Annotated in this window: 32 protein-coding genes; 8 read left to right on the top strand and 24 right to left on the bottom strand. The window is 66.1% G+C overall.

The window, feature by feature from the left end; genetic code table 11:
* Positions 1–124: 124 nt before the first annotated feature.
* From PHR85_RS14745 to PHR85_RS14730, 4 genes are all read right to left on the bottom strand, one after another.
* The gene (locus tag PHR85_RS14745; RefSeq protein WP_367278764.1) at positions 125–556 is read right to left on the bottom strand and encodes a M20/M25/M40 family metallo-hydrolase; all 432 of its coding nucleotides are present in this window, start codon (positions 554–556) and stop codon (positions 125–127) included.
* Positions 532–843 (bottom strand): hypothetical protein, encoded by a 312-nt coding sequence (locus PHR85_RS14740; RefSeq protein ID WP_300055810.1) that lies wholly within the window; start codon positions 841–843, stop codon positions 532–534. The genes PHR85_RS14745 and PHR85_RS14740 overlap by 25 nt, the downstream gene beginning before the upstream one ends.
* Positions 840–971: a hypothetical protein gene (locus tag PHR85_RS14735; RefSeq protein WP_300055808.1), complete on the bottom strand. Its 132-nt coding sequence runs from the start codon at positions 969–971 to the stop codon at positions 840–842. Before PHR85_RS14735 ends, PHR85_RS14740 begins: the two co-directional genes overlap by 4 nt.
* Positions 972–1,034: 63 nt before the next feature.
* The gene (locus tag PHR85_RS14730) at positions 1,035–2,504 is read right to left on the bottom strand and encodes an MFS transporter (RefSeq protein ID WP_300055805.1); all 1,470 of its coding nucleotides are present in this window, start codon (positions 2,502–2,504) and stop codon (positions 1,035–1,037) included.
* Between the two features lie 205 nt (positions 2,505–2,709).
* Here PHR85_RS14730 and smc point away from each other — a divergent pair, with 205 nt between their 5' ends.
* Positions 2,710–6,234: a chromosome segregation protein SMC gene (gene smc, locus PHR85_RS14725; RefSeq protein WP_300055802.1), complete on the top strand. Its 3,525-nt coding sequence runs from the start codon at positions 2,710–2,712 to the stop codon at positions 6,232–6,234.
* 2 nt (positions 6,235–6,236) lie between these two features.
* Entirely contained in the window at positions 6,237–7,301 is a 1,065-nt protein-coding gene (locus PHR85_RS14720; RefSeq protein WP_300055800.1) for a cell division protein FtsZ, read from the top strand.
* Here PHR85_RS14720 and PHR85_RS14715 read toward each other — a convergent pair whose 3' ends face one another.
* Positions 7,302–7,859: an NUDIX hydrolase gene (locus tag PHR85_RS14715; protein WP_300055796.1), complete on the bottom strand. Its 558-nt coding sequence runs from the start codon at positions 7,857–7,859 to the stop codon at positions 7,302–7,304.
* Positions 7,860–7,947: 88 nt separating this feature from the next.
* Between PHR85_RS14715 and pgeF the strand changes: the two genes are divergently transcribed.
* Positions 7,948–8,820 carry a peptidoglycan editing factor PgeF gene (gene pgeF / locus PHR85_RS14710; RefSeq protein ID WP_367278763.1) on the top strand — a complete coding sequence of 291 codons (873 nt, stop codon included), beginning with the start codon at positions 7,948–7,950 and terminating at the stop codon, positions 8,818–8,820.
* Here pgeF and PHR85_RS14705 read toward each other — a convergent pair.
* Positions 8,740–9,027, bottom strand: coding sequence for a hypothetical protein (locus PHR85_RS14705; RefSeq protein ID WP_300055793.1), 288 nt, complete (start codon positions 9,025–9,027; stop codon positions 8,740–8,742). The two genes, pgeF and PHR85_RS14705, sit on opposite strands and share 81 nt — an antisense overlap.
* Positions 9,028–9,153: 126 nt before the next feature.
* Here PHR85_RS14705 and PHR85_RS14700 point away from each other — a divergent pair, with 126 nt between their 5' ends.
* The 3 genes from PHR85_RS14700 (at position 9,154) to phbB (ending at position 12,995) form a co-directional block, all read left to right on the top strand.
* Entirely contained in the window at positions 9,154–10,929 is a 1,776-nt protein-coding gene (locus PHR85_RS14700; RefSeq protein ID WP_300055790.1) for a class I poly(R)-hydroxyalkanoic acid synthase, read from the top strand.
* A gap of 48 nt (positions 10,930–10,977) precedes the next feature.
* The gene (locus tag PHR85_RS14695; RefSeq protein ID WP_300055788.1) at positions 10,978–12,159 is read left to right on the top strand and encodes an acetyl-CoA C-acetyltransferase; all 1,182 of its coding nucleotides are present in this window, start codon (positions 10,978–10,980) and stop codon (positions 12,157–12,159) included.
* A gap of 98 nt (positions 12,160–12,257) precedes the next feature.
* Positions 12,258–12,995: an acetoacetyl-CoA reductase gene (phbB, locus tag PHR85_RS14690; protein ID WP_300055786.1), complete on the top strand. Its 738-nt coding sequence runs from the start codon at positions 12,258–12,260 to the stop codon at positions 12,993–12,995.
* A gap of 110 nt (positions 12,996–13,105) precedes the next feature.
* Here the strand turns inward: phbB and PHR85_RS14685 are convergent, their stop codons facing one another.
* From PHR85_RS14685 to PHR85_RS14600, 18 genes are all read right to left on the bottom strand, one after another.
* Positions 13,106–13,243: a hypothetical protein gene (locus tag PHR85_RS14685; RefSeq protein WP_300055783.1), complete on the bottom strand. Its 138-nt coding sequence runs from the start codon at positions 13,241–13,243 to the stop codon at positions 13,106–13,108.
* A gap of 264 nt (positions 13,244–13,507) precedes the next feature.
* Entirely contained in the window at positions 13,508–13,780 is a 273-nt protein-coding gene (locus tag PHR85_RS14680; RefSeq protein ID WP_300055780.1) for a pyocin activator PrtN family protein, read from the bottom strand.
* Between the two features lie 58 nt (positions 13,781–13,838).
* Positions 13,839–14,162, bottom strand: a complete 324-nt coding sequence (locus PHR85_RS14675; RefSeq protein WP_300055778.1) for a hypothetical protein — start codon at positions 14,160–14,162, stop codon at positions 13,839–13,841.
* On the bottom strand, positions 14,159–14,470 hold the full coding sequence (locus PHR85_RS14670; protein WP_300055775.1) for a hypothetical protein: 312 nt from the start codon (positions 14,468–14,470) through the stop codon (positions 14,159–14,161). The genes PHR85_RS14675 and PHR85_RS14670 overlap by 4 nt, the downstream gene beginning before the upstream one ends.
* Positions 14,467–14,895: a hypothetical protein gene (locus PHR85_RS14665; protein ID WP_300055772.1), complete on the bottom strand. Its 429-nt coding sequence runs from the start codon at positions 14,893–14,895 to the stop codon at positions 14,467–14,469. The genes PHR85_RS14670 and PHR85_RS14665 overlap by 4 nt, the downstream gene beginning before the upstream one ends.
* Positions 14,892–15,248 carry a hypothetical protein gene (locus PHR85_RS14660; RefSeq protein WP_300055770.1) on the bottom strand — a complete coding sequence of 119 codons (357 nt, stop codon included), beginning with the start codon at positions 15,246–15,248 and terminating at the stop codon, positions 14,892–14,894. The genes PHR85_RS14665 and PHR85_RS14660 overlap by 4 nt, the downstream gene beginning before the upstream one ends.
* The gene (locus tag PHR85_RS14655; protein ID WP_300055767.1) at positions 15,245–15,568 is read right to left on the bottom strand and encodes a hypothetical protein; all 324 of its coding nucleotides are present in this window, start codon (positions 15,566–15,568) and stop codon (positions 15,245–15,247) included. The genes PHR85_RS14660 and PHR85_RS14655 overlap by 4 nt, the downstream gene beginning before the upstream one ends.
* Entirely contained in the window at positions 15,565–17,001 is a 1,437-nt protein-coding gene (locus PHR85_RS14650; protein ID WP_300055765.1) for a DNA cytosine methyltransferase, read from the bottom strand. Before PHR85_RS14650 ends, PHR85_RS14655 begins: the two co-directional genes overlap by 4 nt.
* Positions 16,995–17,204 (bottom strand): hypothetical protein, encoded by a 210-nt coding sequence (locus PHR85_RS14645; protein WP_300055762.1) that lies wholly within the window; start codon positions 17,202–17,204, stop codon positions 16,995–16,997. Before PHR85_RS14645 ends, PHR85_RS14650 begins: the two co-directional genes overlap by 7 nt.
* Positions 17,201–17,473 carry a hypothetical protein gene (locus PHR85_RS14640; RefSeq protein ID WP_300055760.1) on the bottom strand — a complete coding sequence of 91 codons (273 nt, stop codon included), beginning with the start codon at positions 17,471–17,473 and terminating at the stop codon, positions 17,201–17,203. The genes PHR85_RS14645 and PHR85_RS14640 overlap by 4 nt, the downstream gene beginning before the upstream one ends.
* Positions 17,474–17,484: 11 nt before the next feature.
* Positions 17,485–17,805 carry a hypothetical protein gene (locus tag PHR85_RS14635; protein WP_300055758.1) on the bottom strand — a complete coding sequence of 107 codons (321 nt, stop codon included), beginning with the start codon at positions 17,803–17,805 and terminating at the stop codon, positions 17,485–17,487.
* Positions 17,802–17,972, bottom strand: a complete 171-nt coding sequence (locus tag PHR85_RS14630) for a hypothetical protein (protein WP_300055755.1) — start codon at positions 17,970–17,972, stop codon at positions 17,802–17,804. Before PHR85_RS14630 ends, PHR85_RS14635 begins: the two co-directional genes overlap by 4 nt.
* The gene (locus PHR85_RS14625; RefSeq protein WP_300055753.1) at positions 17,969–18,244 is read right to left on the bottom strand and encodes a hypothetical protein; all 276 of its coding nucleotides are present in this window, start codon (positions 18,242–18,244) and stop codon (positions 17,969–17,971) included. Before PHR85_RS14625 ends, PHR85_RS14630 begins: the two co-directional genes overlap by 4 nt.
* On the bottom strand, positions 18,241–18,813 hold the full coding sequence (locus PHR85_RS14620) for a hypothetical protein (protein ID WP_300055750.1): 573 nt from the start codon (positions 18,811–18,813) through the stop codon (positions 18,241–18,243). The genes PHR85_RS14625 and PHR85_RS14620 overlap by 4 nt, the downstream gene beginning before the upstream one ends.
* Before the next feature lie 46 nt (positions 18,814–18,859).
* Positions 18,860–19,633: a hypothetical protein gene (locus tag PHR85_RS14615; RefSeq protein ID WP_300055748.1), complete on the bottom strand. Its 774-nt coding sequence runs from the start codon at positions 19,631–19,633 to the stop codon at positions 18,860–18,862.
* Between the two features lie 3 nt (positions 19,634–19,636).
* On the bottom strand, positions 19,637–20,191 hold the full coding sequence (locus PHR85_RS14610) for a hypothetical protein (protein WP_300055746.1): 555 nt from the start codon (positions 20,189–20,191) through the stop codon (positions 19,637–19,639).
* Positions 20,188–20,604: a hypothetical protein gene (locus PHR85_RS14605; protein ID WP_300055743.1), complete on the bottom strand. Its 417-nt coding sequence runs from the start codon at positions 20,602–20,604 to the stop codon at positions 20,188–20,190. Before PHR85_RS14605 ends, PHR85_RS14610 begins: the two co-directional genes overlap by 4 nt.
* The gene (locus tag PHR85_RS14600; protein WP_300055741.1) at positions 20,601–20,825 is read right to left on the bottom strand and encodes a hypothetical protein; all 225 of its coding nucleotides are present in this window, start codon (positions 20,823–20,825) and stop codon (positions 20,601–20,603) included. Before PHR85_RS14600 ends, PHR85_RS14605 begins: the two co-directional genes overlap by 4 nt.
* Positions 20,826–20,919: 94 nt before the next feature.
* On the opposite strand from PHR85_RS14600, the gene PHR85_RS14595 reads away from it, so the two are divergent.
* Together PHR85_RS14595 and PHR85_RS14590 are read left to right on the top strand one after the other, a co-directional pair.
* Positions 20,920–21,114 carry a hypothetical protein gene (locus tag PHR85_RS14595; protein ID WP_300055736.1) on the top strand — a complete coding sequence of 65 codons (195 nt, stop codon included), beginning with the start codon at positions 20,920–20,922 and terminating at the stop codon, positions 21,112–21,114.
* Positions 21,115–21,157: 43 nt separating this feature from the next.
* Positions 21,158–21,296, top strand: a 139-nt coding sequence (locus tag PHR85_RS14590; RefSeq protein WP_300055816.1) for a transposase family protein, incomplete at its 3' end; no start/stop codon positions are given.

The raw sequence follows: 21,296 nt of genomic DNA, 5'->3' as shown, positions 1-21,296 counted from the left end.
TGTCGAGTCGCTTGCCCATCCGTTTCCCTCGTACTCATGACGCGGCACCTGCCGCACTGGGCAGGATTAGAACCGATGGCGGGCCAAAACAGGGACATGGATCGAAAAATTTCTCAGGACTAACTTAATGCTGGGTAATGGCGACCCAATGAGCGGCGCCGATCGGCAGGTTCCGGTCATCGAAGTCATACATCGGGTGATGCACCATCGGCGTATCGCCGTTGCCGATGAAGCAATAGGTGCCCGGCTTGTGCTGCGCATAAAAGGCGAAGTCCTCGCTGCCCATGAAGGTCGGGCCGGGTATCACCACTTGGTCTTCACCCAGAAGCTCCTTGGCGATTGCGGCACATTCCTCGGTCTGTGCCGGATCGTTGACCAGCACGGCGCCAGGCGAGCCCTCGCGGATTTCATAGCTGACACCGAAGGCTTGCGCCTGCGCCGCGGTGATCGACTTGATCTTGCCGAGCACCAGCTGGCGTGTTTCTGGCTTGCTGGTCCGGGTGCTCAGGCGCAAGGTCGCGGTCTGCGGGATCACGTTGCTGGCATCCCCGGCCAGGAAGGCACCGACGCGGAGACCATCGCCGAATCCTTGGCCGCCACATTGCGGGGGACGATGGTCTGCAGCGCCATCACCAGGGAAGCGCCCGCCACCACCTGCTCGACGCTCTTCTCGGGCATCGAGCCATGGCTGCCGACGCCGGTCAGCACGATCTCCCGGTTGTCGACCGCCGCCATCACCGGGCCGGGTGTGAAGTACAGCTTGCCGCGCCCCAGCGTCGGCATGTTGTGCATGCCAAACACGGCATCCATCGGGAAACGCTCGAACAGGCCGTCCTTGATCATGGCCGGCTGGCAATGTAGCTGGCGGTCTGGTATTCATCAAAAGCCACCTCGGGATGACGGTGCATGTGATGCCGCCAGCCTTGAATCTGTTCCTGTTCGGCGCTCAAGACATTTAACAGGGTATTCATGATTCCAACTCCTCAAATATTGCAACTGTCTGGAGAAACGGTCCGGGCGACTCTCGCGAGTATTCAAGCTTTCTTCGGGATGCCTTTGGGAACGGTCAGCATGATCGACAGGATCGCGGCCAGCACCATGAAGACGTTGAACATCAGGGCGATGATCGCGGCCTCGCGCACCGCGAGGTTGTCCTGGCGGCCCGCGAAGGTGATCACGCCCGCCATCCAGGAGATGCTGTCCGGGTTGGCGCTCAGGGCGGTGAAGATGGCGGCCGAGATGGCAATGCCGAACGCCGCCCCCAGCGAGGACGCCATCTTGTAGATGCCGGCGCCCGAGCCGGCCTGTGCGGCAGGCAGCGCCGACAAGGCGGCATCGGTGGACGGCGTGGCATAGAAGGCCAGACCGATGCCGAACAGGGTGTAGCCGATCATCGCCATCGCCTTGTAGTCTTCCAGCAGCAGGTTGGCTGGCGACAGCAGCAAGATGGCCAGACCCGTGATCAGGCAGCCCCAGATCATCGGCTTGCGCGAGCCAAAGCGCTGCAGCAGCTTCTCGCCCACGCGGATGAAGGCGATGATCGCGACGGCGTAACCGAGGGTCAAGGCACCGGCTTGCTGGGCGCTCAGGTTGCCCCCGCGCTGGACCAGCTGCAGCGAGACCAGCAGCGTGCCGGCGACGCTGTTGAGCAGGAAGTTCGAGATGGTGGCGCCCGCGTAGGTCGGGTTCCTGAACAGCTTGAAGTCGATGAAGCCTTGGGCGGCCCGCGATTCGATCCGGAAGAACAGGGTGCCCAGGACCAGGGCCAGGCCCGCCAGGCCGAGGATGATGGGGCTGGTCCAGCCGAGCTTGTTGCCCTGGGTGACCAGGATCTGCAGGGCGACCATGGCGGCCATGAAGGTCAGCATGCCCGCCAGGTCGAACTGGTGGCGGCCCTGGGGATCGGCCTTGCTTTCCGGGGTGCCCTTGATCAGCAGCAGGCTCACCATGGCCACGACGATCGAGGCGAAGAAGATGTAGCGCCAGCCGAAGTTCTGTGCCACCAGGCCGCCGAACAGTGAACAGAGGCCGGAACCGCCCCAGGAGCCGATCGCCCACAGGCTGATCGCGCGCTGGCGCGCGGCACCGTCCCAGTAGGTCTTCACCAGCGCCAGGCTAGCCGGCATGATGCAGGCCGCCGAAAGCCCCTGCAGCGCGCGGCCGCTGAGCAGGAAAGGGGTGGCCAGCTCGCCGCTGGGCGTCAGGCCGATCAGCAGGGAGCCGGCCATGCTCAGGACGAGGCCGACCTGCATGATCCTGATGCGGCCGATCCGGTCGGCCAGCCCGCCCGTCACCACGATGAACATGCCGGAGAACAGGGCCGTGATCGCCACGGCGATGTTCATCATGCTGGCATCTAGGCCGAGATCCCGCTGCATGTCTGGCGCCACGTTCAAGGTCGTCTGCGCGAACAGCCAGAAGGTCAGCACCCCCATGATGAGGCCGATGAGCAGTCTGTCGTTGCCTTGATAAGGGACAGGGCTTCCCGTTGCCATGGTGCTCATGAAAATTTTCCTTACGATCAGACCGGTTTGGGGATGGGTTGGTCGTGGGTATTTTGCGGGCATTCGGGTATCTCCAAAAGGCATCGGATACCTCATGGCCCAATCCATTTCAATCATGGTCATTTGGGTGACCAAAGATTGGTGTTTGTGCTGCACCGCCGCATCCCATGCGGGATAATTGGGGGTTTTTCCCATTCTGGTTTCCGTGCGCCTCCACACCATCAAGCTTTCCGGCTTCAAGTCCTTCGCCGAACCCACCACTTTCAACCTGCCCGGTCGGCTGGTCGGCGTGGTGGGCCCCAACGGCTGTGGCAAGTCCAACATCATGGACGCGGTGCGCTGGGTGCTGGGCGAATCCAAGGCCAGCGAGCTGCGCGGCGAGTCGATGCAGGACGTGATCTTCAACGGCACGACCCAGCGCAAGCCCGCCAGCCGCGCCAGTGTCGAGCTCATCTTCGACAACGCCGATCACCGCGCCGGTGGCCAGTGGAGCCAGTACGCCGAGATCGCGGTGCGCCGCGTGCTGACGCGCGACGGCACCAGCAGCTACTACATCAACGGCCAGCCGGTGCGCCGGCGCGACGTGCAGGACGTGTTCCTCGGCACCGGCCTGGGGCCGCGTGCCTACGCCATCATCGGCCAGGGCACGATCAGCCGCATCATCGAGAGCCGACCCGAGGAGCTGCGCCTGTTCCTGGAGGAGGCCGCGGGCGTCTCCAAGTACAAGGAACGTCGGCGCGAGACCTCGAACCGCCTCAACGACACGCGCGAGAACCTGCTGCGCGTCGATGACATCCTGCGCGAGCTCAACGCCAACCTCGACAAGCTCGAAAGGCAGGCCGAGGTCGCCACCCGCTACCACCAGCTGCAGTCCCAGGTCACGCTGCGCCAGCAGCAGCTCTGGTTTCTCAAGCGCCGCGAGGCCGAGGTCGAGCTCGCGCGGGTGCGCGCCGAGGGCCTGCAGGCGCTCAACGAGTTGGAGAGCCGCATGGCCGACCTGCGCCGCACCGAGGCCGACCTGGAAGCGATCCGCCAGGCCCATTACGACGCGGGCGACCTGGTCAACCAGGCCCAGGGCCGGCTCTACGAGGCCGGCGCCGAGGTCGCGCGCCTGGAGGCCGAGATCCGCTATGTGGTCGAGGGCCGCACCCGCGTGCTGCAGCGCCTCGATCAGCTCAAGGAGCAGATCGCGCAATGGCAGCAGCGCCAGGAGGACGCCGAGGTCGAGCTCGAGCGTCTGGCCGAGCAGAACGAGTCCGCCGCCGAGCAGGCCGAGATCCTGGCCGCCCAGTGCGAGGAACAGGCCGAGCAGCTGCCCGCGCTCGAAGACAGCCTGCGCCGCGCCCAGGGCCAGGCCCAGCAGCAGCGCGCGTCCGTCACCCAGGTGCAGCAGGCGATCCAGGTGCTGGCGGCCGAGCAGCGCGGCATCTCGGAGCAGAGCCGCCAGTTGCAGCAGCGCCGCGAGCGACTGGGTGCGGATGCCAAGGCGCTGGCCGCGCCCGACGAGCATCGCCTGCACGTCTTGCGCGAGCAGCTGGATGCCGTCCGCGAGCAGCGCGACCAGTCCCAGGCCCGCCTGGAGGAGCTGCAGGAACTGCAGCCCCGGCTGGAGCAGGAACGGCGCGAGGCGCAGGCAGCGGTCAACCGCGAAGGCAAGTGGCAGGCCGACCTGTCGGCTCGACTGGAGGCGCTCAAGAGCCTGCAGGACAAGCTCAAGACCGACGGCAAGCTCAAGCCCTGGCTGACCCGGCAGGGGCTCGATGGGCTGCAGGGGCTCTGGACCCGCCTGCAGGTCGAGCCGGGCTGGGAGGTGGCGGTCGAGTCCGCGCTGCGCGAGCGCATGGGCGCGCTCGAGGTCTCGCAGCTGGAGCGGCTGGCGGCTTTCGCCGCCGATGCGCCACCGGCCAAGCTGTCTTTTTTCTGTCCGCCTTTCAATATGTCACTTACGCAGTTGGAAGCGCCCACCGGATTGCAAGCGCTGAGCAAAAGACTGCGTCTGCACGATGCCGGCCTGCAGGCCCTGCTGTCCGAGTGGCTGGCCGGCTGCTGGTGTGCCGATGAGCTCGACCAGGCGCTGGCCGCGCGTGCCCGGCTGGCGCCAGGGCAGGCGATCTGGACCCCGGCCGGGCACAGTGTCGGCGCTCATCACCTGGCCTTCTACGCCCCCGACAGTGAGCAGTCCGGACTGCTGGCACGCGCGCAGGAGATCGACAACCTCGACAAGCAGCTGCGCGCGCAGACGCTGATCCACGACGAGTCGCGCCACGCGCTCGCGCGCGCCGAGTCGGCCTATGCCGACGCCAGCCAGCGCCTGGGCCAGAGCCGGCGCGAGGCGCAGGAATCCCAGTCGCGCGCCCACGAGCTCGAGGTCGAGGTGCTGCGACTGGCCCAGCAGGCCGAGCAGGCGCGCGCCCGGCGCGAGCAGATCGAGCAGGATCTGGCCGAGCTCGATGACCAGCTCGAAGCGATGCAGGAGCGCCGCCTGACGGCCGAGGGCCGTTTCGAGGAGTTGGACCTGCAGCTGGCCGACAGCCAGGAGCGCCACGCCCAGCTCGAAGATGCCGTCATCGACGCCGAGCGCCGGCTGGCGCAGGCGCGCGAGCAGCTGCGTTCGCTGGAGCGCCAGGCGCAGGAAGCCACCTTTTCCGAGCGCAGCCTGCAGGCGCGCCGCTCCGAGCTGCAGCGCGCCGTCGAGACCGCTCGTCAGCAGGCCGGTACCCTGGCCGACGAGCTGCAGCGCGCACGCGACGAACTCGCGCGGCTGTCGGACGCGGCCGCGCAGGGCGGTCTGCAGGACGCGCTCGACGCCCGGCTGCAGCGCGAACAGGAACTGGCCGCCCAGCGCAGCCAGTACGATGAGCTCACCGCCAGGCTGCGCGCCAGCGACGAGCGCCGCCAGCACAACGAACGCGAGCTCGACCCGCTGCGCGCGCGCATCACCGAGTTCCAGCTCAAGGAACAGGCCGCCCAGCTCGGTCTGGAGCAGCACGGCCAGGCCTTGTCCGAGGCCGGCGCCGACCTGGAAGCGCTGGCGGCCGGCATCGAAGGCGAGGGCGTCAAGCTGCATGGCCTGCAGGCCGAGATCGACCGCGGCCAGCGCGAGATCACGGCCTTGGGCGCGGTCAACCTGGCCGCGCTCGACGAATTGAGCAGCGCCCGCGAGCGCAAGCACTTTCTCGACTCGCAGTCGGCCGACCTCAACGAGGCGATCCAGACGCTGGAGGATGCGATCAGGAAGATCGACGGCGAGACGCGCGAGCTGCTCGGCAACACCTTCGAGACCGTCAACGGCCACTTCAGCCGCATGTTCCCCGACCTGTTCGGCGGTGGCCAGGCCAGGCTGATCATGACCGGCGACGAGATCCTGGACGCTGGCGTGCAGGTCATGGCGCAGCCGCCGGGCAAGAAGAACCAGACCATCCACCTGCTCTCGGGTGGCGAGAAGGCGCTGACCGCGATCGCGCTGGTGTTCGCGATCTTCCAGTTGAACCCGGCGCCGTTCTGCCTGCTCGATGAGGTCGACGCGCCGCTGGACGACGCCAATACCGAACGCTATGCGAAGCTGGTGGCCCGCATGAGCAGCGAGACCCAATTCCTCTTCATCAGCCACAACAAGATCGCGATGGAGATGGCCCAACAACTGATAGGCGTGACGATGCAGGAGCAGGGCGTCTCGCGCATCGTGGCAGTCGACATGGAGGCTGCCGCCGGAATGATGGAAACGGCTTGAATATGACGGATTTACAACTGGGCCTGGCGGCCATGGGCGGGGCGGTGGTGCTGGCGGTGCTGGGCTACAACCGCTGGATCACCTTGCGCAACCAGCCACGGCGCTCCAGTGGGCAGCCGGACATGGCGCCTGGCTCGGACAGCGGCGCGCGTGAAGACACAGCCCAGGGAGACGGTCGGGTCGAGCCCGTGCTGGACGACTTTGACGCCCTGTTGTCGCCTGGCCCGGGGTCGGCGGCGGGCCTGCGCAGTCAGCTCGATCCGCTGATCGACGTGCTGGTGACACTCACGCCCGACCATCCGGTATCGGGCGAGGCCGTGCTGGCCGCCTTGCCGCGTTCGCGCCGCATCGGCAGCAAGCCCTTTGCGGTCGAGGGTTGCTCGCTGGATACCGGCGGCTGGGAGTTGCCACGAGTCGGTGGCCGCTATGACAGCCTGCAAGCGGGGGTGCAACTGGCCAACCGCGCCGGAGCACTCAACCAGATCGAGTTTTCCGAGTTCGTCAGCAAGACGCAGGCGCTGGCCGACCAGCTGGCGGCCCATGTCGACTTCCCCGACATGATGGCCGAGGTGACGCGTGCGCGCGAGCTCGACCAGTTCGCCAGCGACCACGACGCGCAAATGGCATTCAAGATCCGTGCCACGCGCACCGCCTGGAGCCCGGGCTACATCGTGCAGCAGGCTCAGCAAGTCGGCTTCGTTCCCGCTTCCCTGCCGGGTCGGCTGGCATTGCCCGCTGCCGAACCCGCTTCCGGTCCGCTCGCCTTGCTGCAGTTCGAGATCCGTGCCGCGCTGGACGAGAATCCCGAACAGAACGCGCTGGTCGAGTTCGAGCTGCTGTTCGATGTCCCGCAGTCCGCGCGCGCCGAAAACCCCTACGCCAGGCTGCGCGAGGCCGCACAGCAGCTGGCCACGGCGATGGAAGGACGCCTGACCGACGAGCGCGGTGTGCCGCTCGACAGCTATCTGCTGGATCAGGTCGCCGTCCAGCTCGAAGCGCTCTACGACAAGCTGGAGAGCCGTGATCTCGCGGCTGGCTCGCCGCAGGCGCGCCGTCTGTTCCGCTGATCAGCTGATGTCGCCGATATGGAAACCGTAGCGGCCGCTGCGGTGATCGGCGAAGAAATGCTCCAGCGTCTCCTTGACCGTGCGGAAGGCGATGTCCTCCCAGGGAATCTCGTGCTCCTGGAACAGGCGCGCCTCCATGGTCTCGTGGCCCGGGTCGAAGCGCTCGCTGAGCAACCTGGCACGGTAGTAGAAGTGGACCTGTCCCACGCGCACGACGTTGAGCAGGCTGAACAGGCCTTCGAGCTCGATGTCGGCGCCTGCTTCCTCCTGGGTCTCGCGCAGCGCCCCCTCGGCAACGGATTCCCCGAGCTCCATGAAGCCGGCCGGCAGCGTCCAGAAGCCCCGGCGTGGCTCGATGTTGCGCTTGCACAGCAGCACCCGGCCCCCCAGGTGCGGCAAGGTGCCGACCACGTTGAGCGGGTTCTGGTAGTGGATGGTGCCGCAGGCAGGGCAGACGGCTCGCAGCTTGGTGTCACCGTCGTCAGGCACGCGGTGTTCGACCGAGACGCCGCACTGGCGGCAGAAATGGATGGTGTGCGAGAAGTTCACCCGGATCATCGAAGAGAAAAAGACGAGATCATTCTCGCACAATCGTGCGGTTCCCCTGTTCGATGCACCTTCCCGCAATCCGTTTCGCACGCTCCCCATGATCCAGCCCTGCCAGCCCTTCAGCCGACCCGAGCCCACCCCCAGCCCCCCGCTCTTGCCAGCCCCACCGACCCACTGGCGCGCGCCCGGACTGATGGGCGCCGATGGCTGCTGGCCCGCTGGCGCGCAGGCGGCGATGAGCACCCGGATGGACGGCGTCTCGCGGCCCCCGTTCGATAGCTGGAACCTGGGTGACCATGTCGGCGATGCCCCGCAGGCCGTCGCGGCCAACCGTGAGCTGCTGGGCCAGCGCCTGGGCGCGCGGCCGGTTTTCCTGCGTCAGGTCCACGGAGTCGAGGTGCTTGAGCTCGGGCGCGACAGCCCCGACGGCATGGAGGCCGATGCCTGCTGGAGCCGTCAGCCTGGCGTGGCTTGCACCGTGATGGTGGCGGACTGCCTGCCGCTGCTGCTGTGCGCGCCCGACGCTTCCAGCGTGGCGGCGGTGCATGCCGGCTGGCGTGGCCTGCTCGGCTTCGGTGGTCGAGGGGTGCTCGAAGCCCTGTGCGAAGCCTGGCCGGCGGCCCGCACCCGCTCGCAACGCGAGGGCCTGCGCGTCTGGCTGGGGCCATGCATCGGCCCGCTGGCCTTCGAGGTGGGACCGGAGGTGGCGCGTGCCTTCATGGCGGCCGACCCGGAATCGGCGTCAGCCTTCAGCCTGTTGCCTGGGCGCAGCGATGGCAAACGCCTGGCCGACCTGCCGGCGCTGGCCCGCATGAGGCTGCGCCGGCTGGGCATCGAACTGATCACGGGCAACGACGGCAGCGCGGGCTGGTGCACCGTGACCCAGGCCTCAAGGTTCTTTTCTCACCGGCGCGACGCTGCCAGCCTCGGCAGCACCGGGCGCATGGCCGCCAGCATCTGGCGCGACTGAGCCGGTCGTGGCCGCAAGCGCCTGCTCTTGTTCGCGCCTGCGTCTCCGCGCCGGACGTTCCAGCAGGTAGACCAGCAGCCCGACTGGCATCAAACCGTAACAAACAAATGTCACCATGGCGCCCAGGACCGAGCCGACTGCGTTCGTGGCTTCCGCCAGCGCCATCATCAGCGCCACGTAGAGCCATCCAATTGCCAGGATATACATATGATTCGGAATCAGAATGAAAGAGGGTTAACAAATGAGATATGCTAGGAGATGTGCCTAGTTTGATTTGACCGACTTGGTGAAGTTGCTGTAAAGCAAAAATCTATTAGAAATAGGAGAAAATATATGAATTCCAGCAATCCCTGGCTTTCTTCGCCGCAAGAGTTACAGCAAGCCGCCCTCCAGCAGTGGTCCCGCATGATGAAATCCAGTCAGGCGGCTGTCGCGCCGGTGTTCGGCGCCGCAATGCCTCAATTTCAGGGTTTGCCCCAATTGCCGACTTCCTCGCACTTGACCGAGCTGTTTTCCAAGATTGCCGGGCAGACTGAAGTGCCGGTCAAGCTCGACCAAGTCAAGCTGGCGCAAATCCAGCAAGAATACCTCAAGGATCTGGCCAAGGTCTGGAATGCCGGTCTTGAGATCAAGCCGCCCCAGGATCGGCGCTTTTCCGGCGCGGCCTGGAGCAGCAACCCGATGTCGGCCTTCAGCGCCGCGATGTATCTGCTCAACGCCCGCACCCTGATGTCGATGGCCGAGGCCGTCGATGCCGACCCCAAGACCAAGGCCCGTGTCAGCTTCGCCGTCCAGCAGTGGATCGACGCCAGCGCGCCGAGCAACTTCCTGGCGCTCAACGCCGACGCGCAGCAAAAGGCGATCGAGACCAAGGGCGAGAGCCTCGCCAAGGGCATCCAGAACCTGCTGAAGGACATGCAGCAGGGCTATGTCTCGATGACCGACGAGAGCGCGTTCGAGGTCGGCAAGAACGTCGCGACCAGCGAAGGCGCGGTGGTGTTCGAGAACGAGTTCTTCCAGCTGCTCGAGTACAAGCCGCTGACGGCCAGGGTGCATGAGCGCCCGATGCTGTTCGTGCCGCCCTCGATCAACAAGTACTACATCCTCGACCTGCAGCCCGAGAACTCGCTGATCCGCTATTGCGTCGAGCAGGGCATGCGCACCTTCGTGGTGAGCTGGCGCAACCCCGACCAGTCCTGCGCGCAGCAGACCTGGGACGACTACATCGAGCAGGCCGTGATCAAGGCGATCAGCGTGACGCGCGAGATCACTGGGGCCGAGACCATCAACACGCTGGGCTTCTGCGTCGGCGGCACGATGCTGGGCACGGCGCTGGCGGTGCTGGCCGCGCGCGGCGAGAAGCCGGTCCACAGCGCGACCTTCCTGACCACGATGCTCGACTTCAGCGACACCGGCGTGATCGACATCTTCATCGACGAGGCCATGGTCAAGCTGCGCGAGCTCCAGTTCGCCCAGGGCGGACTGCTGCCGGGCCGCGACCTCGCGACCACCTTCAGCTTCCTGCGCCCCAACGACCTGGTCTGGAACTACGTGGTCGGCAACTACCTCAAGGGCGAGACCCCGCCGCCGTTCGACCTGCTGTACTGGAACGGCGACAGCACCAACCTGCCCGGCCCCTACTACGCCTGGTACCTGCGCAACACCTACCTGGAAAACCGACTGGTCAAGCCGGGCGCGGCCACGGTCTGTGGCCAGCCGGTCGACCTGTCCAAGGTCGACATCCCGGTCTACCTCTACGGCTCGCGCGAGGACCATATCGTGCCGATCGGCGCGGCTTACGCCTCGACCCAGCACCTGACCGGCCCCAAGCGCTTCGTGATGGGGGCGTCGGGCCATATCGCCGGCGTGATCAACCCCGCCAGCAAGGGCAAGCGCAGCCACTGGATCGGCTCCGTCACCGACTTCCCCGGCAACGTCGACGACTGGATCGCCGCCTCGACCGAGCACAAGGGCAGCTGGTGGACCGACTGGTCCCAGTGGCTCAAGGGCCAGGCCGGCGCCGAGATCGCCGCGCCCAAGTCCTACGGCAACCGCAAGTACAAGAGCATCGAGCCGGCCCCTGGCCGCTATGTCAAGGCCAAGGCCTGAGATCCATTTTCCCCTGCAATCCTGTCAGTCAATAAAGAGGAGCTATACATGCAAGACAACATCGTCATCGTCGCGGCAGCGCGCACCGCGGTCGGCAAGTTCGGCGGCAGCCTGGCCAAGGTCTCCGCGCCCGAGCTGGGCGCCACCGTCATCAAGGCGCTGCTCGAGCGCACCGGCGTCGCCGCCGACCAGATCGGTGAAGTGATCATGGGCCAGGTGCTGGCCGCTGGCGCGGGCCAGAACCCGGCGCGTCAGGCCATGATGAAGGCCGGCATCGCCAAGGAAACCCCGGCGCTGACCATCAACGCCGTGTGCGGCTCGGGCCTGAAGGCCGTCATGCTGGCCGCTCAGGCCGTGGCCTGGGGCGACAGCGAGATCGTGATCGCCGGCGGCCAGGAGAACATGAGCGCCTCGGCCCATGTGCTGCCGGGCAGCCGTGACGGCCAGCGCATGGGCGACTGGAAGCTGGTCGACACCATGATCAACGACGGCCTGACCGACGCCTACGCCAAGTACCACATGGGTATCACGGCAGAGAACGTCGCCAAGGAATTCGGCATCACCCGCGAGATGCAGGACACCCTGGCCCTGGCCAGCCAGCAAAAGGCCGCCGCCGCCCAGGAAGCCGGCAAGTTCGTCGACGAGATCGTGCCGGTCGTGATCCCGCAGCGCAAGGGCGACCCGGTCGTCTTCGCCGCCGACGAGTTCATCAACAAGAAGACCAGCGCCGAAGTGCTGGCCGGCCTCAAGCCCGCCTTCGACAAGGCCGGCAGCGTCACCGCCGGCAACGCCTCGGGCATCAACGACGGCGCCGCCGCCGTGATGGTCATGAAGGCCAGCAAGGCCGCCGCCCTGGGCCTGACGCCGCTGGCCACGCTCAAGAGCTTCGGCACCACTGGCCTTGACCCGGCGATCATGGGCATGGGCCCGGTCTCGGCTTCCAGGAAGGCGCTCGAGCGCGCTGGCTGGAGCGTCGGCGACGTCGACCTGTTCGAACTCAACGAAGCCTTCGCGGCCCAGGCCTGCGCCGTCAACCAGGAGCTGGGCACCGACCTGGCCAAGGTCAACGTCAACGGCGGCGCGATCGCGCTGGGTCACCCGATCGGCGCCTCCGGCTGCCGCATCCTGGTCTCGCTGCTGCACGAGATGCAGCGCCGTGACGCCAAGAAGGGTCTGGCCGCGCTGTGCATCGGCGGCGGCATGGGCGTGGCGCTGGCCGTCGAGCGCTGATCCGCTTCTTTGCGGATTTCCCGAATTCCTGACCGCCGGGTATTCCGGCGGCCGGGATGTTTTCCAGACAACTCAAACCAATAAACGAGGATAAAGACATGACTCAAAAAATCGCTTACGTGACCGGTGGCATGGGTGGCATCGGAACGGCTATCTGCCAGCGCCTGCATCAGGAAGGCTTCAAGGTCATCGCTGGCTGTGGTCCGACCCGTGACTTCACGAAATGGCTCGACGAGCAAGCCGCGCTGGGCTTCACCTTCCACGCCTCGGCTGGCGACGTCAGCAGCTGGGACTCGACCGTCGAAGCCTTCGCCAAGGCCAAGGCCGAGCACGGCCCGATCGACGTGCTGGTCAACAACGCCGGCATCACCAAGGACCGCATGTTCCTGAAGATGACCCGCGAGGACTGGGATGCCGTCATCGACACCAACCTGAATTCGATGTTCAACGTGACCAAGCAGGTCGTGCCGGACATGGTCGAAAAGGGCTGGGGCCGCATCATCCAGATCTCCTCGGTCAACGGCAACAAGGGCCAGGCTGGCCAGACCAACTACTCGGCCGCCAAGGCCGGCATGCATGGTTTCTCGATGGCGCTGGCGCAGGAAATGGCGACCAAGGGCGTGACCGTCAACACCGTGAGCCCGGGCTACATCGGCACCGACATGGTCAACGCCATCCGTGCTGACGTGCTCGAGAAGATCGTCGCGACCGTGCCGGTCAAGCGTCTGGGCAAGCCGAGCGAAATCGCCTCCATCGTCGCCTGGCTGGCCAGCGAAGACGGTGGCTACTCCACCGGCGCTGACTTCTCGGTCAACGGCGGCCTGCACATGGGCTGATGCCCGCAGGCAGGGACGCGCGCAGCCCGCGCCGTCCTAGTCTCGACAAGGCCCGCACCGGCTCTTCGCTGGTGCGGGCCTTGTCGTTGCAGCATCGGCCCAGCTTGGGCTCAGTGGGTGTAGACAGAATCAACCGTCAAGAAGCTCTGCGCCTCGGAGTGCACGACAATACCGCCCTTCTTGAGCCGGATCTGCGCGGTGAAGACGGAGGCGCCGTCCGCCCGCTTGCGCTGTGTGATGGTTCCCATGAGTGCTACAAGCCTATGTGCTGTTGCACCGACTGTAGCACCGGCTAATGCTAAATGACCTGAAACGTACTGGAATGACCGAAAACAAAACAAGCGGCGCAGCCCCGGCGCAGACTGAAAACCCTGTTTTCAGGGGGATCAAAGGGGAGTGGACTATGTCCGTCGCGCCGACGCTCGATTGGACTGACTTCTGAAAAACACATTTCTAAATCAATTGCTTGTGGATTTTTGAGAATCTGATGTGGCACTGAATGTGCCACCGGGTCAGCGGCTTCCGGTCGAGTGCAGCTGCTCGGCTTCCTTGACGGCGGCGGCGCGCCGGGCGTCCAGGTACTCGGCCAGATCCTGAATATGGATGCCGCGCGCGGCTTTTTGCGAGGCTTCCATGCGGACGATCGGCAGGCGGATCGTCCCGGCAGCCACTTTGCGGGAAAATTCAGGCACCGGCATGGCGGCAAAGTAGTCGCGGCAGACGGTTTCCAGCGGGATGACGGCTTGGCCGCCGTACTGGGCCATGAGGAGGAAGGTGGTGTTCATCGTTTTTCTTGTGTGTCGAGGTTGAACTTGATCAGGGTGATGGGCTGCGCGGCGGGGGTCATGGGCTGTCCCTGGTGAGAATGACGGCTTTGGCTGTGTTCCATGCCTTGCACCACGCGCACTCTCTGCCTGCTAGGGGACCGTTGTCTGGGTCCCAGATGCCTGGCACTGCGTGCGCGTGGCCGGGTGCATTGCCGTCGTTGCGATCTCTGCGCGGCATTTCGCGCAGCACTGCATTCAACACGGGCTGCCACTTCGCGCGTTCGGCGGCTTCGGCTGCGCGCACGACGGTCTCGACGCGGGCCAGCAGCGAGTCGGGCAAGTCACCCATTGCAGCAACGGGGTGCCAGTCCATCAGGCGGATGATGTCGTCGCGGGTCATGTGTTGGCTCCAGCATGAATCGAGCGCTCAAGCTGCGTCAGCAGGTGGTCCAGCTCATCCAGCGACAGGCCTTCGTGGTCGTCGGTTTCGCGCACCACGTCGGCGGCCTGCTGGACGATCTCGCGGTGGACGATGCAGAGGTCGAATGCGCGCAGGGCCTTGGCGAGTTCGACGATGGGCATCGGGCCTGCAGAAGCCGGGTCGATCATGGCTTTGACGACCACGGCCAGTGCCTCGCAGCGTTCGGTTTTTTGGCGCGCAGCTTCTGCCGCCATCGTGAGGTTGTGGTGGACGAGGTTGAGGTTCATGTGCCATCTCCCGCCTTTTTGGCTGCGATCTGCCGGCGGCGCATTGCCAGGTCGCGGTTCACCGCCGCGCCGCCGAACCCGTCCTCCGCGAAGATTGCTTCATTGCAGTGCGGGCAGGTCGGCACCATCGACCTTGATCGCCATGCTTCCTCAACCCGGCGCGCGGCCTTCGTGGCCACTCCCTTCGCCATCTCTTCGCGGTGCCTGGCGACCTCGCGGGCAAACTTCTGCTGGGCCTCGTTGTAACTCTCGACCAGTTTCTCGAACGCCCAAAACGGCTCGACCTGGTCGCCGCAGTCCTTGCACCGAATGACATGGCCCTCGCGGTTGAGGCTCAGGCTGTTGTGCCGGCAAACCAGCTTGCCGTTGATGGCCTGGACCTGTTCGCGCTGAATCCGCAGCGCTCCGATTTCGATCACGCTCATGTCGCACTCCCCGTGGTTTTGGCGATGGCGGGCCTTTCGTTGGGCAGACCGCAGAGGTCGAACAGGTCGCAGGCGGCGAGCTGGGTGTGGTGGCGGCCGCGCGCTGCGTGCAGCTTGGCGACCGCCTTGCGCAGCTGTTCGTTTTCGTGCTGCAGCCGGATGGTGTCCACGCCGAGCACCTGCCTAGCCTTCAGCAATTCGTCTCGCTGGGCCAGCAGCTCGGGTACAGCCGCGATCAGCAGCGCATCCGGCGCGCTGGTCTTTTTGCAGCCCACCAGCGTGTAGCGGGCGTTACCGTCTTCGTCCCAGTCGGCTACGACGTGCCAGGGGAATGGGGTGTGATGGGTGGTCATGCTGCAGTTCCTTCATTCACCTGGCGGCCAATTTCAGCAGCAGCGCGCACGATGGCGCGGCGGGTGGCTGCGTAGGGGTCGGAACCCCAAGGCTCGGGCCATTCGCGTCCTGTAGGTCCGTGCGTAGCGGAAACGTCCACACTCCATTGGATGACGCTAATCCCAAGCTTCACCGCCAGCCGCAGCGCGTCGCCGTCGTTTGTGAGTGGGTTCCAGTAACCACCACCAAAACGATGCGGTATTCCATCTGCCACCACGGCAGTGACTTCAATCCCAGCCGCCTTCGCAGCAAGCTCCAGAAGTTCGCGGTCAGTGCTCATGCTGCTTTCCTTTCGAGGTGATTCATTTCCGAGTAATTCGCGGCCACCAGTGCATGCGCCATGGGCGGGCAAACACTGTTGCCGACCATCCTGACCTGGGCGTGCTTGGGCAGACTCAATCCCCTGTCGGGTGCCGAGAGCAGGTAGCCATCACCAAAGCCCTGGGCTCGCGCCAGCTCGCGCGGCTGCAGCATGCGCAGGCCGATGTCCGTGATCCGGTACGGTTCGCCAGCCACCATCACCAGGCCCATCCGGTCTTTGGTCGGCAGGGTGTGCATCGGCTCATCGCAGCCAGCCCACTGGCCGCCGTTGCCGTAGAACTTGACCAGGAAGGCATGCACCAGGCTGTGATGATCCACGCTGGTGACGGTGCCGATAGGCCGGTGCATATCCTGCCCGATGACCCCGGTGTAGTGCTTGGCCAAGAAGGCGGCGACAAGCGCTTGGTTGCCGCTGGCCGTCACCGTTCGCATGGGCTGCTGCACATCGACGTACCCCTTGCCCCACCGCTTGACGCCGGATGGAGAGACTTCGCCGTGGGCGACATCAACCAGGGTTGGCATCACCAGCAGGTGCTCAGCTTTGCTGGTGATGGTGCTCAGCGGCTCATCCAGGCCTCGCACCTTGCCGGCATCACCGTGGCCGGTGTGCCCAATGCGGACGATGAACGGCTTGGCTGCGTCGATCACGAAGCGCTGCACCCCGGCCGCGACCCGGCGCAGGGTGGCATCTGCCAGCGGGCGCTCGCGCTCGAAGATCGACGGACAGGGGATCGACCAGTCGATGCACTCAGCTGCGGTCCGGTGCGGCTTGAGGCTCGGGCCGTGAGTGGGCTTGGGCCAGACGATCGGCAGACCGTCGCAGCGTGCGACCAGGAACAGGCGCTTGCGGCTGGTGGGAGCCCCATAGTCGCAGGCGCGCAGCTCGCGCCATTCCACGGCATAGCCCAGGCGGCGCAGGGCGTTGACAAAGGCGCCGAACTCGCGCCCCTTGTTGCGCGGGCATGGCCGGCCATCCTGAGTCAGCGGCCCCCAGGTCACGAATTCCTCGACGTTCTCTAGGCAGATCACGCGCGGCTTGACTGTGGCAGCCCAGCGCACCGCTACCCAGGCCAGGCCGCGGATCTTCTTTTCGACGGGCTTGCCGCCCTTGGCCTTGCTGAAATGCTTACAGTCCGGACTGAACCAGGCCAGGCCGACCGGGCGGCCAGCACAGACTTCGCGCGGGTTGACGTCCCAGACGCTCTCGCAGAGGTGCAGCGTCTGCGGGTGGTTGACCTGGTGCATGGCGATGGCCTGCGGGTCGTGGTTGATGGCGATGTCAACCGGGCGGCCGATCGCGCGCTCAATCCCGGTCGAAGCACCTCCGCCGCCGGCGAAGTTGTCGATCACCAGTTCGCCAGCCAGTGGAAGCAGGAACTGCGGGGTCAGCATGCTGCTGCTCCAATGCTGCGCAGGTCGCTGCCGTTGGGGTTGAAGGGGCCGTGCTTGCTGGATCCGCACTGGCAGCGGTAGAGCCCTTTGAGGGTGAACTGGCCGTGTGTGCCGCTGCTGGTGTGGACCAGGCTGCCGACGCTGACGTTCTTGATCCATGTCCACTTGTGGCGTGTGCCAAGGGTGCAGGGCTTGGTTTTCATGCTGCACCGCCCTTCTTGACTGCGCCATCCAAATCGATGAACTCTCCGCACAGATGGTGACGCCAGGTCACGACATGGCCAGCAGTAGGTGGCACTGATGAGTACGAAATGCCAATCATGTCAAATCGCTCTTCGCCAGAAACGGGTGCTGATTTGATGCAGTCTCCGACCACTGAGTTGATCCAGCGCCAGTGATCGCACCCAGCGCAGCACGGACCATGATTACGGTAAAAGGCATCAATCGCCGTCTGCGTCTTGGCGTGTTTCATGCTGACGACGCTCATGCTGCACCGCCGATACGTTCGCGGTACGCGCGGGTTTCTTCCGGGCAGTGCTTTGCCGCGTTGACATGCCAGGCGCACAGTGTTTCCCAGGCGCCGCTGGCTGGCAGGCCGGGCCGTTCCGGTCGCGGCCCGATGCGCAATCGGTCGCCTGGGTCCAGACATGGCAGCGGCATGATCCAGCCGCGATGAAATGCGGCGCCGCGCCATGCGGGGTCGATGCCCTTGCGTCGGATGATCTGCCTGAGTCGTTCCAGGGGTGAGGTCTCACGCGGCTTGGCGCTAGGAGTCGGCAGATCGAGTTCGAGTTGGCGGCTCATTTCGGTTTCTCCTGTTTGGCGCGCACCTTGGCCGCGCAGTCGCTGCAGACGTGGTGGGCGTGGAATTTGACGGCGGTGGCCTGGGGTTTGGTCTGGTCGCAGACCAGGCAGCGCACGGTGGAGTTCGGGCGCAGGTCGGACAGGGTGCGGGATGGTTTGTCGGTCATGCCGCTGGCCCGGTAGCTGCGGTGATGACATAGCGGTGCCAGGGATACGGCTCGGACTCGTCTTCGGTGATATGGCCATCCCGTTTCAGGATGTCGATGCAACCGCATAGCCACGAGCACTCGCTCATGTCAAACGTGCTGACGCGCGGATCACGCCTCAATGCCGACAGCACATGCTGCGGCGTTCTAAGGCTCGGCTTCAGATTGGCTGCCGATCCGCTGAAGCTGTCCAGGAAGATCGGTCCAGGCGTGTGCTTCGGCCCGCTCATCATGCGGTGGCCCTCAGGTCGACGATTTCGACGTCGTGCGGCCGGCAGCGGCCGGAGAAGATGTCGGCGATGCGCTTTTCGGTCAGTCGGTGGGCGCGGATGAGGGTGCGCGCGGGCAGCAGGTCGAGCAGGTCGCGGTAGTCTTCGAGGACGGCGCGCACGGCCTGGATGCCGGCGGCGTCGAGGCGGAACGGGCCGCTGTCGAGTTTGCGGATGCCGGCGGCGGTGATGGCGGTGACGGCGTCCATCAGGAGTTTGCTGCTGTCGTGGATCTGTACCCAGTCGCCGGCGCAGTCGCGCCACCAGTTGGCGGTGATCGTGCCCTGTTCATCGGGCCGCGCTTCGCCGTGGCTGACCAGGGTTCCCATGAGGTTGACGGCATCGCCGCAGACGCGCCAGTCGTCGTGGCTGGGCTGCGGGGCGGTTTCGATGGCGCGCAGGCCTTGCCACATGCGGGTGAGTTGGTGGCGGCGGCGCTCGGGGCTGAGCGGCTGGTGCGGGCTGGCCATCATTTCGTCGATGTGGCTGTAAATGCGCAGGACGGTGGTTCTGGTTTTTTTGCGCTGGGTCATGGTTCCTCCTGGGTCGATGGGCGCGCGCCTGGGCCGGCGCTGCGGGTCAGCTGGCGTGGCGCTGGCGGGTGGGCGGGTCGTTGGCGGCTGGCCGCACCAGCAGGCCGCTGAAGGGGGTGGCGGTGTATTCGCGCCAGATTTCGTGGCGCTTGATCTGGCTGATCAGGGCGGCGCTGCAGCCGTAGCGCTCGGCCAGTTGTTTGTTGAGCAGGTCGCTGGCCCGGATGGTCACGATGTCGTCCCACTGCAGCTTGCGGCGCCCGGCCCTGGCGCCGCGCGCGATGGCGGCGCACTGGGCCGGGGTGACGAGCTTGCCGCGCTGGTATTGGTCGGCGGTGCGTGGGGTCTGGTGCTGGGGGTGCACGCAGTGGTCGTTGCCGCAGCGGGGCAGCAGCTGGATAGTGGGCGACAGGTTGGTGCCGTGGGCGTCCTGGTAGAGCCAGCGGCGCACATGGATGGCCCGGCCGTCGCCGCAGGGGAGGCGGAAGACCGGGGTGCCGCGTTGGGTGGCGCCGCCGGTCCATTCGAGGCAGCCGTCGAGGGTGCGGCGCAAAGAGCCGTCGAGGTGGCGGCGGATGTCGGCGCGGCTGGGTTGCCAGTCGGCGGTGACGTAGCGCTGCTGGCCGTGCAGGTAGATGCGGCGGATGAGGCCTTCGGCCTGCAGTTGCTTGAGCAGGGCGCGGGCCTGGACGCCGCGCGGGTGCCGCCAGTGGCGGCTGGGGGAGAGTTCGGCCAGGCGGACGGGGGCGTCCTGGATGGCGGTGAGCACTTTGTAGCGGTCCAGGGGCATGGTGGCCAGGTGGGGGCGTGGGTGGGCCATGGGTCACCTGTCGTGAGAGCGTTTGTCGCGCAGGTCGCCGACGCAGCCGCTGATCAGTCCCTGCGGCGGCACCCGCTGGTCGCCACGGCGCGAGGGGTGCAGCAGGTGGTCCTGGCAGCCCGGGCGCTGGGTGGCGTTGGCCCAGTTGACGCCGCCGAATGACCCGCGCGCGGCCAGGTGAGCCGAGGTGGGCGCGGTCTGGATTTGCAGGTCTGCGGGCCAGATGACTGTGCGTGGCGGCGGGTCGGGTGGCGCGGCAGGTTTGGCGGGCTTGGCGGGTTTGGTCATTGCCGGCTGGGTTGGCTGGATGCCCATCACGCCCTGATAGATGGGCTGGACGTTGGTTCCGGTCCGGATGATGCGCTTCAAAAATCGCAGGTAGTTCAGGCCGTGGCGCACCTGGTCGCGGGAGACGTCGGGCAGCAGGTCGCAGAGATGGTCGAGGGACATGGACGGGTAGGCCGGCGTGAGCAGGAGGGCTTCGAGGCGCTGGCGGATGGTGGGCGGCACGGGCGTGGCTTGAGCGGCCGGGGCGGTCTGGGTGTTGGCGGCGTTCATGCGGCGAGCCTCCCCATGGCGGCGGCGTGGACCTTGGACCAGAGTTGGTCGAGGGTGCCGCTGTTGTCGAGGGTCAGGTCGCACTCGATCAGGTGGCCGGCGGACTCGCTGGCATGCGCGCGCACGGGGGCGGCCTGCGGGCGTTCGATGCGCCAGAGGACGCCGCCTTGCGCGCGTATGACGTTCACTTCTGACGGTGTTCGCACGTCGACGATGACAAAGCAGGTCTGGCGCAGTCCGTGGATCATCTCGGCCACGGTGTCTTTGCCGCAGCCGGCCGGGCCGACCAGGCCGATGAGGGTGGGCAGTGCCTTGGGCTTGGGCTGGATGATGTGGTGGTCGGCCAGGCAGGCGCCGAGGCATTCGCCGCCTGGGTAGCTGCAGCCGGCCGTGGTGTGGGGGCACGGGGTCATGCGCTGGCTCCGATCATCAGGTGGGTGAGGTTGACGACCAGGCTGAATGCGCCGGCCGCCGCCAGGGTGATGATCAGCGTCGTCACCAGGCCGGCGCGCAGGGTGCGGCGGCGGGCGATGCGGCGGCTGGGCAGTTGATGCAGTTCGATGGGGACGTGGGCGCGGGCGTGTTCAGGGCAGTATTTGCCTTGCTCGCAGTCGGTGGTGTCGCAGCATTTCATTTTTTTGGGCTCCCTGCGGTGGTGGTCCGGCCGGGTGGCCGGGGTTGGATGGATGACGGGCGCGCTTGACGGGCGCTTAGGCTGGGTTCAGTGCGTGGTTGAGGCGCTGGAGCGCGACGGCGGCCCGGGCGGCGCGGCCGGTGGCCTGGCGCAGCTGGGCGGGGGTGCAGTCGAGCGAGCGGATCAGGCGCAAGGCGCTGGCCAGGGCGTTTTCTGCGGCGGCGTGCAGCGCGATGACCTGGGGGTCGGTGCTGTCGGCAGGGCGATCGCGCTATGTAGCCGGGAATGATCTGAGACTGGGCTATTGCGCGGGCCGGGTGGATACTGGGGACATGCTTGCCAATCCCCAGACCTACTTCGCCGAGTTGCCCGACCCCAGGAGGCAGACCCGCAACAAGCTGCACAAGCTCGAGGACATCGTGATGATCACGCTGTGCGCGGTGCTGTGCGGCTTCGAGGACTGGGTCAGTA

The sequence above is a fragment of the Malikia sp. genome (assembly GCF_028687635.1).
Classification (GTDB): Bacteria; Pseudomonadota; Gammaproteobacteria; order Burkholderiales; family Burkholderiaceae_C; genus Malikia.
The sequence above is the reverse complement of the archived record's forward strand: the minus strand, read 5'-3'. Positions and strand labels throughout refer to the sequence as shown.

Bases quoted from the DNA above. Each gene is read 5' to 3' on its own strand.
- PHR85_RS14740 (WP_300055810.1), bottom strand. From the start codon at position 843: ATGATCAAGGACGGCCTGTTCGAGCGTTTCCCGATGGATGCCGTGTTT.
- PHR85_RS14735 (WP_300055808.1), bottom strand. From the start codon at position 971: ATGAATACCCTGTTAAATGTCTTGAGCGCCGAACAGGAACAGATTCAA.
- PHR85_RS14730 (WP_300055805.1), bottom strand. From the start codon at position 2,504: ATGAGCACCATGGCAACGGGAAGCCCTGTCCCTTATCAAGGCAACGAC.
- PHR85_RS14720 (WP_300055800.1), top strand. From the start codon at position 6,237: ATGACGGATTTACAACTGGGCCTGGCGGCCATGGGCGGGGCGGTGGTG.
- PHR85_RS14715 (WP_300055796.1), bottom strand. From the start codon at position 7,859: ATGATCCGGGTGAACTTCTCGCACACCATCCATTTCTGCCGCCAGTGC.
- pgeF (WP_367278763.1), top strand. From the start codon at position 7,948: ATGATCCAGCCCTGCCAGCCCTTCAGCCGACCCGAGCCCACCCCCAGC.
- PHR85_RS14705 (WP_300055793.1), bottom strand. From the start codon at position 9,027: ATGTATATCCTGGCAATTGGATGGCTCTACGTGGCGCTGATGATGGCG.
- PHR85_RS14700 (WP_300055790.1), top strand. From the start codon at position 9,154: ATGAATTCCAGCAATCCCTGGCTTTCTTCGCCGCAAGAGTTACAGCAA.
- PHR85_RS14695 (WP_300055788.1), top strand. From the start codon at position 10,978: ATGCAAGACAACATCGTCATCGTCGCGGCAGCGCGCACCGCGGTCGGC.
- phbB (WP_300055786.1), top strand. From the start codon at position 12,258: ATGACTCAAAAAATCGCTTACGTGACCGGTGGCATGGGTGGCATCGGA.
- PHR85_RS14685 (WP_300055783.1), bottom strand. From the start codon at position 13,243: ATGGGAACCATCACACAGCGCAAGCGGGCGGACGGCGCCTCCGTCTTC.
- PHR85_RS14680 (WP_300055780.1), bottom strand. From the start codon at position 13,780: ATGAACACCACCTTCCTCCTCATGGCCCAGTACGGCGGCCAAGCCGTC.
- PHR85_RS14675 (WP_300055778.1), bottom strand. From the start codon at position 14,162: ATGACCCGCGACGACATCATCCGCCTGATGGACTGGCACCCCGTTGCT.
- PHR85_RS14670 (WP_300055775.1), bottom strand. From the start codon at position 14,470: ATGAACCTCAACCTCGTCCACCACAACCTCACGATGGCGGCAGAAGCT.
- PHR85_RS14665 (WP_300055772.1), bottom strand. From the start codon at position 14,895: ATGAGCGTGATCGAAATCGGAGCGCTGCGGATTCAGCGCGAACAGGTC.
- PHR85_RS14660 (WP_300055770.1), bottom strand. From the start codon at position 15,248: ATGACCACCCATCACACCCCATTCCCCTGGCACGTCGTAGCCGACTGG.
- PHR85_RS14655 (WP_300055767.1), bottom strand. From the start codon at position 15,568: ATGAGCACTGACCGCGAACTTCTGGAGCTTGCTGCGAAGGCGGCTGGG.
- PHR85_RS14650 (WP_300055765.1), bottom strand. From the start codon at position 17,001: ATGCTGACCCCGCAGTTCCTGCTTCCACTGGCTGGCGAACTGGTGATC.
- PHR85_RS14645 (WP_300055762.1), bottom strand. From the start codon at position 17,204: ATGAAAACCAAGCCCTGCACCCTTGGCACACGCCACAAGTGGACATGG.
- PHR85_RS14640 (WP_300055760.1), bottom strand. From the start codon at position 17,473: ATGAAACACGCCAAGACGCAGACGGCGATTGATGCCTTTTACCGTAAT.
- PHR85_RS14635 (WP_300055758.1), bottom strand. From the start codon at position 17,805: ATGAGCCGCCAACTCGAACTCGATCTGCCGACTCCTAGCGCCAAGCCG.
- PHR85_RS14630 (WP_300055755.1), bottom strand. From the start codon at position 17,972: ATGACCGACAAACCATCCCGCACCCTGTCCGACCTGCGCCCGAACTCC.
- PHR85_RS14625 (WP_300055753.1), bottom strand. From the start codon at position 18,244: ATGATGAGCGGGCCGAAGCACACGCCTGGACCGATCTTCCTGGACAGC.
- PHR85_RS14620 (WP_300055750.1), bottom strand. From the start codon at position 18,813: ATGACCCAGCGCAAAAAAACCAGAACCACCGTCCTGCGCATTTACAGC.
- PHR85_RS14615 (WP_300055748.1), bottom strand. From the start codon at position 19,633: ATGGCCCACCCACGCCCCCACCTGGCCACCATGCCCCTGGACCGCTAC.
- PHR85_RS14610 (WP_300055746.1), bottom strand. From the start codon at position 20,191: ATGAACGCCGCCAACACCCAGACCGCCCCGGCCGCTCAAGCCACGCCC.
- PHR85_RS14605 (WP_300055743.1), bottom strand. From the start codon at position 20,604: ATGACCCCGTGCCCCCACACCACGGCCGGCTGCAGCTACCCAGGCGGC.
- PHR85_RS14600 (WP_300055741.1), bottom strand. From the start codon at position 20,825: ATGAAATGCTGCGACACCACCGACTGCGAGCAAGGCAAATACTGCCCT.